This window comes from Bradyrhizobium sp. ISRA430, from assembly GCF_029909975.1.
In the GTDB taxonomy this organism is placed as follows: Bacteria; Pseudomonadota; Alphaproteobacteria; order Rhizobiales; family Xanthobacteraceae; genus Bradyrhizobium.
This window is the reverse complement of the sequence record NZ_CP094516.1, coordinates 1,718,920-1,732,477: the sequence shown is the minus strand read 5'-3', so window position 1 is coordinate 1,732,477 and position 13,558 is coordinate 1,718,920. Positions and strand designations below refer to the sequence as shown.

Sequence of the window (13,558 nt, the reverse complement as noted above, 5' to 3'; positions counted from 1 at the left end):
ATCGGCGATGGCAACGCCGTACCACGAATGCGAAAGTCGGACTGACAGATTGTCGCGGAAGATATCCACGAAGTGCGCTTCAACTCGCGACGATCGCTATGGCCTGGCCTTCGGCGACGACATCGTCGAGTTTCACGAGAAGCGATTTGATCGTGCCGGCCGCAGGCGAGGGCACCGGTATCTCCATCTTCATCGCTTCGACAACTGCAACGTCATCGCCATCCGCGACGCTTCCTCCAACCTGCACGGGAATCGCACACACGCGTCCTGCAACCTCGGTGACGATCTTAATATCTGGCATGCCAATCGCCTTTTTGTTGTCGTCGCAAAATGCCTGAGGTAGCTTCGTCTGCAAGTGGAATTTAATTCCGCAGAGCGGAACAAACGGTAGGGATCAATGGGACGACGTTCGGAGCGGTTGAGTAGGCAAGGAGTGCTCGCTGGTGATGCCGGTGAGAGCGATGTCATCCAGGTGGTTTCGCGCGCGTTCGACGTGTTGCGATGCTTCGAGGGCCATGAGGCCCGACTCGGCAATCTCGAGATTTCCAATCGCTGCGGTCTGCCGCGATCGACGGTGTCGCGGCTCACCCACACGCTGACGCGGATGGGACAGCTCGTTTACCTGCCGCGCGATCAGAAGTATCGCATCGGTCCGAGCGCGGTGGCGATGAGCGCCTCGATGATGAAGGGCGCCCAGTTGCGCTCCATGATCCGCCAGCGCCTCCAGGAGGTCGCCGAGCAACTGCCGGGCACGGTCGGCTTCGTCGTGCCGGATCGCTTTCATCTCGTCTATCTGCAATTCGCGCGCTCGGCGTCCGCACTCGGTCTGCATGAGGGGACCGGTAGCCGCATCTCGATGGCGTCGACCGCCGCGGGCGCGGCCTACACGGCAGCACTGGCGCCGGAAGTCGGCGATGCCTTGATTGCGGAAATGGAACGCGAAGCTCCCGAGACCGCCAAGATCTTGAGGCCTCGCATCGAGGCCAACCGCCAGTTCCTGCGCGAGCATGGCTATGTCGTGGCCTGTGGTCTGTGGAGCCCGCACATCAACGGCCTCGCCGTGCCGATGTGGTCGCCGCAATACCAGACCTTCGTCGTCGTCACGATCGGCCTGTTGGCCGCGATGTATGACGAGCAGCGTTTGCATGACGAGGTCGCGCCGCTGATGGTCGGGCTTGGCAGGTCGCTGGGCAGCCTGCTTGAGGGCGCGGAAGCTGATGTGTTCAACAACCGTCTCGCACGCAAGCCGATCGCGATGGCAGTTCAAAACAACAACAAGCCCATCAGGTCGGAGGGAGTGAATGAACTGGAAGCCGGAACTCGACGAGCTCGCTCGGCGCGAAGCCTTCGCGCGGGAGATGGGAGGCGTTGACAAGGTCAAGCGACAGCATGACCAGGGCCGGCTGACTGTTCGGGAGCGCATCGACAAGCTGACCGACAAGGGCAGCTTTCACGAGATCGGTGCCGTCTCCGGCATCGGTGAATACGATCAAAAGGGCGAGCTGAAACACGTGACGCCGGCGAACTGCGTGTTCGGCCGCGCGCGCGTCGATGGCCGTACCGTGGTCGTGGTCGGCGACGACTTCACCGTGCGCGGCGGCTCGGCCGATGCGTCGATCTCCGCAAAGCCGCTGATGGCGGAGGAGATGGCGCACGACTTCCGTCTGCCCATCGTCCGCATTATCGAAGGCTCCGGCGGCGGCGGCTCGGTGAAGACGATCGAAACCAAGGGCGCGGCCAATCTGCCGGGTGGCATAGGCGGCACGCGCTGGTATCGCTTCACGACGGAAAATCTGTCCCGCGTGCCGGTGGTTGCGCTCGGCCTCGGCTCGGTCGCGGGCCTTGGCGCAGCGCGTCTTGCCGCCAGCCATTACTCCATCATGACAAAGTCCTCGGCGATGTTCGTCGCCGGGCCGCCTGTGGTGAAGGCGCTCGGACAGGATCTCTCGAAGGAGGATCTCGGCGGCGCCGACATCCAGACCCGCGCCGGCGCGATCGATCATGCCGTCGAGACCGAGGAGGAGGCGTTTGCCTGCGCGCGCCGCTTCCTCTCTTATCTGCCGTCGTCGGTCTACGAGCTGCCGCCGACCTTGCCCTGCACCGACGATCCCGAGCGCACCGAAGAAGCGCTGATGAACGCGGTGCCGCGCAACCGCAAGCAGGTCTACAAGATGCGGCCGATCATCGAGTCGGTCGTCGACAAGGGCTCCTTCTTCGAGGTCGCAAGGAACTTCGGCAAGCCGATCATCGTCGGGCTCGCGCGGCTCGAGGGCAGGGCGGTGCTGCTGCTCGCCAGCGACAGTTTTCACTATGGCGGCTCCTGGACGGCGGATGCGTGCCAGAAGGTGGTGCGCTGGGTCGATTTCGCCGAGACCTTCCATCTGCCTATCGTCTATCTCATGGACTGCCCCGGCTTCATGATCGGCCTGGATGCGGAGAAGTCAGCCACCATCCGGCACGGCGTCCGCGCCATGGCCGCGGTCAACCAGACCACGGTGCCCTGGTGCACGGTGATCCTGCGCAACGCCTTCGGTGTTGCAGGCGTGGTGCATCAGCCCGCCGACCGCTTCTCGATCCGCTACGCCTGGCCCTCGGCCTATTGGGGCTCGCTGCCGCTCGAAGGCGGCATCGAGGCCGCCTACCGCGCCGATATCGACGCGGCGGAGGATGGGGTCGCCAAGCTTAAGGAGATCGAGGAGCGCCTCAACAAGCTGCGCTCGCCGTTCCGCTCGGCCGAGAAATTCTGGGTCGAGGAGATCATCGATCCCCGCAAGACGCGTTCGCTGCTTTGCGAATTCGCGCGGCTCGCCGAGCCGCTGCGCACGCCGGGGCCACCGGGGAATATGACGATCAGGCCGTAGCTACTGGCGTCATTGCGAGCGCAGCGAAGCAATCCAGAATTCTTCCGCGGGGACAGTTTGGATTGGTTCGTTGCTCCGCTGCTCGCAATGACGAGGCGGATGGGGACGCGCCCCACAATCTCCGCCGTCGTCCCGGCCCCCGTGCGCAATTGCGCACTAGGCCGGGACGACACCGGTTGTGTGCCGGCTCCTTCCGAATCTGTTCAGTCCAACATTGCCGATCTTGCCCTGTAGCATCCGCTGAAAGGCCCGATGCAGGAACCATTTTCGGCGCTCCGCATTCAACGCGCATGAGGAACCTGTATTTCGGCATCGGCGCTCTCGCCGCCGCGCTGGTTCTCCTCACGATTTGGCTAGGCCAGCACGAACGGCAGGCGTCAATCGATCGCCTCGAGCAATGGGAGATCCCGCGCCAAACTCAGCGCTAAGGAATCCATGACTGCCTGAACAGCGGCGGCTTCGGCGCGACTAATTTAGCGCCACTCGGTATCGGGCAGCGTCCCAGGCTGCGGTCGGAGTTGCTCCAGCCCTTGCTCGATAACTCGCAGATCCTCACGCACGACGTCGAGAGCCTTACGGGGATCGATGCTGGACGTAGACTGCAGGTTTCCAAGCAACTGGCGTCGAAGGTCCTGCATGTCCTCCAGCGCTCGCTGGTTCTTCAAACGTACATAAGCGGAAACGATCGATTCGATGGTCGATGACACAATGGGTGCTCCTGAAAATATGAGTAGTTCCTGAAATAAGGCCTCACGATAATCAATCTGAGCTGACAATCAAAGCCACCCGCTATCGATTTTTGGCGGTGGCAAGCTCATTGGTTTCCGCCTGACGCAATGGCGATGAGAGCGATGGTCGGGGCGGCCGCACGCGCCTCCTATCGACGGCCCTAGCCACTCGAAATGCGTCTTGATGAAGAAAGCGCTGGCCAAGCCATCAGTATCACGAGGATGCTTTGCAATTTTGTGACGGACGACGGTGGAATTGCCCGTTTACCATTTGGACAGCGAGCGGCGCGCAGATGCAGCCATTTTCGGCCGTTGTTTAGGCCCATTTCAGCCAAACTGTTATTGGTTCCTCATTGCCCGGGGCAGGACCATCAATTCGGAGTCCTGCGATGTTCAGGCAAGTTGTTTCTACGTGTCTTCTGGTTATCGTTAGCTCTGTCGCCTCGGAAGCACGGCCCTATCGCATTCATCAAGCACAAGCACCCGGATGCAATGTGACCATGCCCTGTGACTTCTCGTATTCGCAAACGCGCCGCGAGCAAGTTTCGCGGGACTCACTACAAGCGTATCGTTCAACGCAACTGACAGTGACCGACACTGGTAGCGCCGCTACGGCGGTGAACATCTCTGGCGTTCGCGTCGGCGGCAGGCCGGCTGGTTGCCCGTCGTCGTTCTGCGGCTGTGGCGCGGCCCTGCGCGTGTTCGGTCGTATCGTGCCGGAATTGAATCTTGCCTCCAACTGGCTACGCTTTCCGCGGACATCGCCGGCGCCGGGAATGGTGGCGGCACGACGCGGCCATGTCTTCATCCTGGAGCAGCACCTCGGAAGGGACGTCTGGATGGCCTATGAATCCAACTCGGGCGGACACGCAACGCGAATGCACGCGCGTTCACTGCGGGGTTACACGGTCGTCAACCCGCGCGGGTGAGCTGAGGTACACGGCACAACCGTGACCGGCTCGCCGCTGCCTGCTGTGCAGGTGGCGGCGGGCCTAAGCATTTAACCGAATTACCTGGCCATCGCTGCGGCCTCCGCAGAAGCGGGTTTATCGGGTCGCACGAACACAAAGCGGGATATCACCGATATTTGGGCGTCGTCGTGGCCATCCTGGCCGATCAGGATGAGGCCTGCTCCGCCATTGGCGACCGTTAGGAGAACCGGTTCACCCGCCCATGTTCTGATAGGCTCCATCCCGATGGTGAGAAACTCACCGATTGGCTGATCCAGATACTGGAGCCTGAGCTGAGGCGCGATTTCGGCGGCAGCAAGTCCAAAGCCGAGCCCTTGTGCACGCGCATAGATGTCTCGCAACGACGCTGTCTCACCTTGGAAGCCAAGCTCGGCGACCGACACGGCAACAAGCTGGACTTCGGCTTTCTTGTCGCTCAGGCTAAAGGCGGGTCGAGCGAGTATCTCGTCAGCCGAGTTTCCGACGCCGCACCCTATTGCATCCATGGCGCGGCGTAGAGCGAATGAATCCGCGAACGTCCCGATCAGGATCGTCTTCCAAACCGAGACATCGGCAGCGGAGCTGATTGGAATCTGCGATCCGGGAGCCGCCGGAGCAGCCTTGACCGCCAAGTGATTGCGCAGAACATCCTGTGCAGTGCATTGAGCGCGGGCGCGATCTGCGGAAATCAGGCTAAACACGTTAAAGAGCAACAGGATCACAAGTGCATCGCCAATGCGCTGGGCTGACGAGCGATGCGGCCTCGCGATGCTTCGCTGCGAGGCGATGTAGTCGATCTCGCCGCGCGTCGTGCCGATATCCATGAGCTCCCTGTCGCTGAGGGCACTTAGGTCGGCTTGTACGCCTCGCCGCCTGCGGCGTTCCTGCCATGCGCTCCGGAGCCGCTGGAAAAGGCTGATAGCCTGCTGTGGGGATGCGGCAGTCCGCCGCATCCGCGCAGCGCTGTAGATTGCGCTCATCGGGTGTTTTCCTTGGCATTTCTACCCGAGTGAGGCTGCCAGCTCTCGGCCAGACACGCTTGACGCGCGGCTTACATTTTCCTAACCGGCGGCTTATTCTTTACCTTCATACGCGTGCAAAGACGGCTCCGCGCAGCGGTGGTCGCCGACAGGGATTGGCAATTTGCGCTATCTCTTTGAGGAGTACGTGTTCGACACAGATCGACGCGAGCTGCATCGCGGGGCTAATGCTGTTTCCGTTGCACCGCAAGTCTTCGACATTCTCGATTACTTGATCCGCAACAGGGAGCGCGTTGTCAGCAAAGACGACCTCATGAACGCGATATGGAAGGGGCGCATCGTTTCCGAGGCTGCGTTGACGACCCGGCTGAATGCCGCCCGCACCGCCATCGGTGATTGCGGAGAGCAACAGCGCCTGATCAAGACTCTGCCACGCAAGGGTTTCCGCTTCGTCGGCGTGGTGCACGAAAGAGATGGAGCTTCCGACAGCGCGATGGCTTTGGACAGCCGGATTCACTTGTTGGATGCTGCACCGGCACTGCCCGACAAGCCCTCGATTGCCGTGTTACCGTTCGCGAACATGACTGGCGATCCGGAGCAGGAGTATTTCGCGGACGGAATGGTTGAGGAGATCACGACCGCGCTTTCGCGTTTCAGGTGGTTGTTCGTCATTGCTCGAAATTCGAGTTTCACTTTCAAGGGCCGAGCCGTCGATATCAAGGAAATCGGCCACAGGCTTGGCGTGCGCTATGTCCTTGAGGGATCCGTGCGCAAGGCATCGGGGAGAGTCCGCATCGCGGGACAGTTGATCGACGCGGTGACGGGCGCGCATGTCTGGGCAAATAGCTACGAACGAGACTTGAGCGATATTTTCCCGCTCCAGGACGAGATAGCGGCCGCGGTCGTCTGCGCGATCCTGCCGAAATTGATGCGAACCGAAATCGTGGCGGCAGCGCGACGGCGACCGGAGGACCTCACCGCCTATGATCTTCAGCTCCGTGCCATGTCTCAGTATTCCAAAGCGACCCCCAAAGGCTTGGCTGAGGCGATAAGGCTTGCCAATCGCGCTTTGGAGCTTGACCCGGGGCTCGGTTTTGTCGCGGCTTTGGCGGCTCTCTCTCACATGCTCAACGTCGCCGTGGGCTTTGCCAGCGATCCTGAATTCGATCGGAGGGAGGCTGCTCGGTTCCTTCGCTTGGCGACTAGGGTCGACGATGGTGATCCTCAAACGCTGTCAATAGTTGCCGTCGTCTCGGCGTTCATGCTCGGCGATTACGAAGGCAGTATCGAAATGGTTGACCGAGCGGTCGCGCTCAATCCCAATTCGTACTGGGTATGGCTCGACAGGGGTTGGGTCTATCACACCGCGGGAGTGCCCGAAGAGGCGATCCGGTGCTTCGAACGGGCCATGCGCATGAGCCCGGTTGACCCGCTGATGGACCGGCTGTCTGTGGGAATGGGGATGGCCTTCATCGAGCTTCGTCGCTTTGAGGAGGCCATCGCCGCGGCCAGGAAAGCCCTGCGTCAGAACCCGTCATTTGGGCCAGCTTTCGGCTGTTTGGCCGCCGCGCTTGCCCACGCTGGACGAGACGCCGAGGCGCATGAGGCGGCAGCGCGTTTGCTTGAGCTCGATCCCGCTTTCACAATATCCACATGGATTGCTCGGGGCGGACAATCGAACGCCAAGACGATGCGCGAAGGGCTCCGCAAGGCAGGGCTACCAGAATAAACCATGCGAAGGATGGCAGCGTTAACGCGCTCGTGGTCACTGCATTCGATGTGAACGAACTGCTGACCTCTGACGCCTTCAAAACGCTGGCTCGCAGATCGGCGGCGCTGCGGTCTTCGGGGTGACCACTACGATCAGGTATTAGGCCGGCGCGGGCCGGCCCAATACGCTCGCTCAGGCCATCGCCGGTTGCGGCTTCGGCTTCGGCTGGCGCGAGAGCGCCAGCACGATCAGGGATGCAAACACGCAGAGCGCGCCGGCGACGAAGAACGCGGGCAGGTAGCTCGCCAGTAACGTCCGCGACAGGCCTGCTCCGAACGCGGCGGTTCCGGCGCCGAGCTGATGGCCGGCAAAGATCCAGCCGAACACCAGGTTGGCGCGCTCGGGGCCGAACTTCTGCGCGGTGAGGCGCACCGTCGGCGGCACCGTCGCAATCCAGTCGAGTCCATAGAACATCGCAAACAGCGACAGGCCGTAGAACGAGAAGTCGCTGAACGGCAGGAAGATCAGCGAGAGCCCGCGCAGGCCGTAGTACCAGAACAGCAGCCAGCGATTGTCGTAGCGGTCCGACAGCCAGCCCGAGAAGATAGTGCCGAAGAAGTCGAAGATGCCCATCGCCGCGAGCAGGCTCGCCGCCTGCACCTGCGGGATGCCGAAGTCGAGGCACATCGGAATCAGGTGCACCTGAACGAGGCCATTGGTCGAAGCGCCGCAGACGAAGAAGGTCGCAAACAGGATCCAGAACGCGCTCGACTTCGAGGCGTCGCGCAGCGTGCCGAGCGCAACGGCCGTGATCGAGCCGTGGCTGACGGGCGGCGCGGGCAGGGGCTCGGTGCCCTCGTCGCCGAACGGGCGCAGGCCCAGATCGCTTGGGCGGTCGCGCATCGCGAGCGCGACGGCCAGCGCGGAGACGCCGAGCATGACGCAGACGAAGCCGAGCGCAAGCCGCCAGCCGAAGCGGTCGGTGAGGCTTGCAAGCAGCGGCAGGAATACGAGCTGGCCGGTGGCGACGCTCGCGGTCATGATGCCGACGACGAGCCCGCGCCGCGCCGCGAACCAGCGCGTGGCAATGGTGGCGCCCAGCACCAGCGCGGTCATGCCGGTGCCGATGCCGATCACGACGCCCCACAGCAGCACGAGCTGCCAGACCTCGGTCATGCCGAGCGATGCCACCAGCGCGGAGACCACGATGAGCTGCGCGGCCAGCGTCACGTTGCGCAGGCCGTAGCGGTTCAATAATGCAGCGGCGAACGGCGCCATCAGCCCGAACAGGATGAAGCGGATCGACAACGCCGACGAGATCTGCGCCGTGCTCCAGCCGAACTCCTTCTGCAGCGGCACGATGAACACGCCGGGCGCGCCGACCGTGCCGGCGCTGATCAGCGCGGCGAGGAAGGTCACGCCGACCATCACCCAGCCGTAGTGGATATTACGGCGGGAAAGTGCTGCCGCGAGCCAGTTCGAAATCATAGCCCCTCAATCGTGGTTGGCGGGCGCCGGGAGGCCCGCGTCATCATTGCAGTCTGGCACAGGAGTCGGAAGTCTAAAATGCCAGACTTCCCTCAATTTCGGACGTCATCGTCGTTCAGCGCGCGAGCCGCTCCACTGCGATCGCGGTGGCTTCGCCGCCGCCGATGCAGAGCGCCGCGACCCCGCGCTTGAGGTTCTGCGCCTCCAGCGCATGCAGCAACGTCACGATCAGCCGTGCACCGGTGGCGCCGATGGGATGGCCGAGCGCGCAGGCGCCGCCGTTGATGTTCAGCCTGTCGCGGGGAATGCCGAGATCACGCTGCGCCGCCATCGCCACGACGGCAAAGGCCTCGTTGATCTCGAACAGGTCGACGTCGCCGACGCTCCAGCCGACCTTGTCGAGCAGCTTGCGGATCGCCGGGATCGGCGCCGTGGTGAACCATTGCGGCTCCTGGCTGTGGGTGGCGTGGCCCTTGATCTCGGCCAACGCCGGCAGGCCGCCCCGATTGGCGAGCGAGCGCTTCGTCAGCACGAGCGCGGCGGCGCCGTCGGCATTGGCAGAAGAGGCCGCCGGCGTGATGGTGCCGTTGGCGCGGAACGCCGGCTTCAGCCCTGGGATCTTCGTCGGATCGACCTTCAGCGGATGCTCGTCATTGGCGATGACGCGAGGACCTGCCTTTTCGCTCAGCGTGATCGGCGCGATCTCGGCCCTAAACGCGCCGCCCTCGACCGCCTTCCGCGCGCGGGTCAGGGTCTCCATCGCGTAGGCGTCCTGGTCGCGGCGGGTGAACTGATAGGTCTCGGCCGTCGCCTCGCCGAAATCGCCCATCGAGCGGCCGGTCTCGTAGGCGTCTTCCAGCCCGTCCATCATCATGTGGTCGATGATACGGTCGTGGCCGGCGCGATAGCCACCGCGCGCCTTTGCCAGCAGATACGGCGCATTGCTCATGCTCTCCATGCCGCCGGAGACGACGATCTCGGCCGAGCCGGCACGAATGATGTCGTGCGCCAGCATAGTCGCCTTCATGCCGGAGCCGCAGACCTTGTTGATGGTGGTCGCGCCGGTGGCGTCGGGCAGGCCGGCCGCGCGCGCCGCCTGGCGTGCCGGTGCCTGGCCCTGGCCGGCCGGCAGCACGCAGCCCATGAAGACCTCGTCGACCTTCTCCGGCGCAAGCTTGGCGCGTTCGAGCGCTGCTCCGATCACGTGCGATCCGAGTTTGTGCGCGGCGAGTGGCGAAAGCTCGCCCATGAAACGTCCGAGCGGGGTGCGGGCAGCGGAGACGATGACGACGGGATCGGCGGCTTCGGCCATGACGGGGCTCCCTAAAGATGATGCATCTGTAAGATTATGATCATCATATGATGCGACGCAAAAATTGCAACGGCACCCGGCATGAGAAATTGTCGTGACTCGAATGAGATTTTTGTTGGAGTGATCAGCGGAGCTTGCTGCTGTTGGCGCAGATCTTGCCCCATGCGACGCTGTCATCACCCGCGAAGGGGGGTGATCCAGTATTCCAGAGGCAGCGCAAGGATACGGAGAAGCCGCCGCGTACTGGATGCCCCGCTTTCGCGGGGCATGACACCGCTCCCGCGGAGATAGCCTACCGCTTCCGATTGACGAACGCCTGCATCAGCCGGGTCGGCTCATCCTTCAGGAACGACTCGCCGAACACCTTGACGCTGAGGTTCACCGACTCCGTCAGCGGCAGTTCTTCCCACTGACGCAGCAGCGCCTTCTGCGACCGCAGCGCTTCGGGGCCGCATTCGAGCAGGCTTTCGATGGTGTGCTCGACCTCAGCGTCGAGTTCGTCCGGCGCGGCGACCCTGTCCACCAGTCCCCAGGCCAGCGCCGTCGGCGCGTCGATGTTCTCGGCCGTCATCACCAGCCAGCGCGCGCGAGCCCAGCCGATCAAGCGTGGCAGGAGCGCGGCATGGATCACCGAGGGAATGCCGACACGCACCTCCGGCATGCCGAAATGCGCATCGTGCGCGGCGATCCGGAAGTCGCAGGCGGCTGCGACTTCGAGCCCGCCGCCGAGGCACCAGCCCGGCATGCGCGCGATCACCGGGGCAGGGAAGGCGCGCACGGCTTCGCAGAGATCGCGCAGGCGGCTGATGAAGGCTTCGGCCGACTTCTGGTCCAGCTTCGCCATTTCCTTGATGTCGGCGCCGCCGATCATGCTCTTCTCGCTCTGTCCGCGCAGCACCACCACGCGAATGCTGCGGTCGGCGGCAAGCTGCTGCAGGCCTTCGCGCACCGCATCGGTGACGGGCGAGCCGAGGATGTTGAGCGAGCCGGCATTGCAGATTGCAACATGAACGACGCCGCGCCCATCGCGCGCCACGCCGCAGTGATGATTGAGCATTTCCATAGCGGGATCTCGAAGCTTTGTGGACGTGCGCGCCGTGCGCATCGGTCGGATCCACTTCCGGGCTGAAATGCTCCGCTTGTCAAGCGGGCAGGGCGACTGAGTTGCCAACACGAAGTCCGTCAGATAGTATGATGCGTATCATACAAAGAGGCACCCCATGACCGACACGGATCAACTCGACCTGTTCTCGCCCGCGCACCGGCGCGAGCGCGTGGTGGACTGGCAGGTGCCGGCACCGGTTGCGAAGGCGGCCATGGGACTCTCGGGCATGGACGCCATGCTGGGCATTCGCGACGGCCGCCTGCCGCCGCCGCCTTTCGCCAAGCTGATTGGCTTCACCATGGCCGTAGTCGAGCCCGGCCGGATCGTCATGGAACTCGAGCCGCGCGAGGATCTCGAAAACACCATCGGCCTCCTGCACGGCGCGACCGCAGCGGCGCTGCTCGACACCGCCATGGGATGCGCGATCTCGACCAGGCTGGAGGCCGGGCAAGGGTCCGTCACGCTCGATCTAAAGCTGACCTTCCTGCGCCCGCTCTCGATCCGGTCCGGGCTGATCTCGGCCGAAGGTAAGGTGATCAAGTTGGGACGCCAGAGCAGCTACGCCGAAGGCTTCGTTCGCGACGGGAAGGGGGCGCTGGCGGTCCATGCAACTGCAACCTTTTCGATGATCGGCAACAACTTAACTGCGAATTAATGCGCCAATCGGGCAATTGTCGTGTATTAGATGATTTCCGACATCCAATGGGATCAGCATGCGCTACTCCAGGGAACACAAGCAGGAAACCCACGACCGCATCGTGAGGAAGGCCTCCGTACGGCTGCGCGAAAAGGGCGCCCACGGCATCGGCGTTGCCGACCTCATGAAGGAAGCCGGCCTGACCCATGGCGGCTTCTATGCGCATTTCGATTCCCGCGAGGCGCTGGTGATCGAGGCTTTTGCCTACGCCATGGACCGCTCGATGGAGCACTGGCGCAAGATCACGGACGAGGCCGCTCCCGAAAAGCGGCTGGCGCTCATCGCGGAGAGCTATCTCTCGGCGCTTCATCGTGACAATCCCGGGCACGGCTGCTCGATCCCCTCGCTCGGCGCCGAGATCGCGCGCGAGAGCCCGAAGACACGAAAGGCCTTTGCTGGCAAGCTCGACGAGATGATCGAGATGATGGCCGACTTCATCCCCAACCTGCCGCGCAAGGCGGCGCGCAAGCAAGCGATCGCGACGCTGGCGACCATGGCTGGCACCATGCTGCTGGCGCGCATTTCTGGTTCCAGCGAATTGTCGGACGAGGTGCTGAAGGCGGGCAGGGACAGCGCGCTCGATGGCGCCCGCCGCGAGCCGGCGAAGGTATCGGCGAAGAAGCCGCGCGAGAAGCAGAATTAGCGCGAGCTGCCGTAGGGTGAGTTAGCCCCGCGGCTGCGCGAAGCGCAGTCCGTTAGGCGTAACCCACCGCTTCTGTAGCAAGGAGCGAGAGAAGAGGTGGCCCCAATTCATCGCCCCGAAAACAGTCCCCGCTCCTGTTCCACGATCTCGCTGATGTAATCCGCCACCGCGCGAATGCGCGCGAGATCCTTGCTGTCGGCGTGCATGAGCATCCAGAACGTTCGAGTGATCGAGACCTCGTCCCGCAGCACCGGGATGAGCTGCGGATAGTCGCTCGCCATGAAGTGCGGCAGCACGGCAATGCCGAAGCCGGCCAGCGTGGCGTTGAGCTGCGCTATAAGATTGGCGCTGCGGAAGCGCGCCGAAAGGCGCGGCGCGACCTGCGGCAGATAGTCCAGCTCCGGCGTGAACAGCAGTTCCTCGATATAGCCGACGAAGCGATGCTGCGGGAGCACCTCGCGCGAGGTGATCCTGGGGTGGCGGTCGAGATAGGCAGGTGCGGCATAAAGCCCGAGGCGGTAGTCCAAGAGCTTGCGGCCAACGATCCGACCCTCGTTCGGCATGGTCAGGCTGATGGCGATGTCGGCTTCGCGCTTGGAGAGGCTGAACAGCCGCGCGGTTGCCACAAGTTGCAGATCGAGATCGGGATAGCGATCGGCAAAGGCCACAAGCCGCGGCGCCAGGAAGGCGGTGCCGAAGCCGTCGGGGGCGCCGATCCGCACCGTGCCGGTCAGGCGCGCCACCGAGCCGCCGACCTGCTCCTGGTTGGCAACGATGGTGGATTCCATCGCTTCCGCACTGTCGGCGACGCGCTGGCCGGCCTCGGTGAGGAGATAGCCGGTCTTGCGCCGGTCAAACAGCTTTGCGGAGAGGTGCCGTTCGAGCCGGTCGACGCGGCGGATCACCGTGGCATGGTCGACGCCGAGTTGCTTGGCCGCAGCCGAGACCGAGCCGCCCCGCACGATGGCCAGCACGAAACGAAAATCATCCCAGTCGATCGCGCCTTGATCCAGCATTTTCGCACATCTATGGTGCAATATCTCAGACTTGAATCCTATAAAATGCAGGTCAATAGGATTTGTC

General features: G+C 63.3%; 13 protein-coding genes. 6 read left to right on the top strand and 7 right to left on the bottom strand.

Annotation, left to right across the window (positions count from 1 at the left end; genetic code table 11):
* Positions 1-79 precede the first annotated feature (79 nt).
* Positions 80-355 (bottom strand): acetyl-CoA carboxylase biotin carboxyl carrier protein subunit, encoded by a 276-nt coding sequence (locus tag MTX21_RS08875; RefSeq protein WP_280971365.1) that lies wholly within the window; start codon positions 353-355, stop codon positions 80-82.
* Between the two features lie 42 nt (positions 356-397).
* Between MTX21_RS08875 and MTX21_RS08870 the strand changes: the two genes are divergently transcribed.
* On the top strand, positions 398-1,372 hold the full coding sequence (locus MTX21_RS08870; RefSeq protein ID WP_280964423.1) for a helix-turn-helix domain-containing protein: 975 nt from the start codon (positions 398-400) through the stop codon (positions 1,370-1,372).
* A complete protein-coding gene (locus tag MTX21_RS08865) occupies positions 1,302-2,861 on the top strand; it encodes a carboxyl transferase domain-containing protein (RefSeq protein WP_280964422.1) in 1,560 nt (519 codons plus the stop codon). The genes MTX21_RS08870 and MTX21_RS08865 overlap by 71 nt, the downstream gene beginning before the upstream one ends.
* A 473-nt stretch (positions 2,862-3,334) precedes the next feature.
* On the opposite strand, the gene MTX21_RS08860 is transcribed toward MTX21_RS08865, so the two are convergent.
* On the bottom strand, positions 3,335-3,568 hold the full coding sequence (locus MTX21_RS08860) for a hypothetical protein (protein WP_280964421.1): 234 nt from the start codon (positions 3,566-3,568) through the stop codon (positions 3,335-3,337).
* Positions 3,569-4,176: 608 nt separating this feature from the next.
* Here MTX21_RS08860 and MTX21_RS40060 point away from each other — a divergent pair.
* Entirely contained in the window at positions 4,177-4,518 is a 342-nt protein-coding gene (locus tag MTX21_RS40060; protein ID WP_348637475.1) for a hypothetical protein, read from the top strand.
* Positions 4,519-4,598: 80 nt separating this feature from the next.
* Here the strand turns inward: MTX21_RS40060 and MTX21_RS08850 are convergent, their stop codons facing one another.
* A complete protein-coding gene (locus tag MTX21_RS08850) occupies positions 4,599-5,519 on the bottom strand; it encodes a DUF1127 domain-containing protein (RefSeq protein ID WP_280964419.1) in 921 nt (306 codons plus the stop codon).
* A gap of 163 nt (positions 5,520-5,682) precedes the next feature.
* On the opposite strand from MTX21_RS08850, the gene MTX21_RS08845 reads away from it, so the two are divergent.
* Positions 5,683-7,248 (top strand): winged helix-turn-helix domain-containing tetratricopeptide repeat protein, encoded by a 1,566-nt coding sequence (locus tag MTX21_RS08845; protein ID WP_280964418.1) that lies wholly within the window; start codon positions 5,683-5,685, stop codon positions 7,246-7,248.
* A 174-nt stretch (positions 7,249-7,422) separates the two neighbouring features.
* Here the strand turns inward: MTX21_RS08845 and MTX21_RS08840 are convergent, their stop codons facing one another.
* The 3 genes from MTX21_RS08840 to MTX21_RS08830 form a co-directional block, all read right to left on the bottom strand.
* Positions 7,423-8,718: an MFS transporter gene (locus MTX21_RS08840; protein WP_280964417.1), complete on the bottom strand. Its 1,296-nt coding sequence runs from the start codon at positions 8,716-8,718 to the stop codon at positions 7,423-7,425.
* 115 nt (positions 8,719-8,833) lie between these two features.
* Positions 8,834-10,030, bottom strand: coding sequence for an acetyl-CoA C-acyltransferase (locus tag MTX21_RS08835; RefSeq protein ID WP_280964416.1), 1,197 nt, complete (start codon positions 10,028-10,030; stop codon positions 8,834-8,836).
* A 292-nt stretch (positions 10,031-10,322) separates the two neighbouring features.
* A complete protein-coding gene (locus tag MTX21_RS08830; RefSeq protein ID WP_280964415.1) occupies positions 10,323-11,093 on the bottom strand; it encodes an enoyl-CoA hydratase in 771 nt (256 codons plus the stop codon).
* 157 nt (positions 11,094-11,250) lie between these two features.
* Here MTX21_RS08830 and MTX21_RS08825 point away from each other — a divergent pair, with 157 nt between their 5' ends.
* Complete coding sequence (locus MTX21_RS08825) at positions 11,251-11,790, top strand: PaaI family thioesterase (protein WP_280964414.1); 540 nt, start codon at positions 11,251-11,253, stop codon at positions 11,788-11,790.
* A gap of 58 nt (positions 11,791-11,848) precedes the next feature.
* On the top strand, positions 11,849-12,475 hold the full coding sequence (locus tag MTX21_RS08820; RefSeq protein ID WP_280964413.1) for a TetR/AcrR family transcriptional regulator: 627 nt from the start codon (positions 11,849-11,851) through the stop codon (positions 12,473-12,475).
* A gap of 107 nt (positions 12,476-12,582) precedes the next feature.
* Here MTX21_RS08820 and MTX21_RS08815 read toward each other — a convergent pair whose 3' ends face one another.
* Entirely contained in the window at positions 12,583-13,491 is a 909-nt protein-coding gene (locus MTX21_RS08815; protein ID WP_280964412.1) for a LysR family transcriptional regulator, read from the bottom strand.
* Between the last annotated feature and the right edge of the window lie 67 nt (positions 13,492-13,558).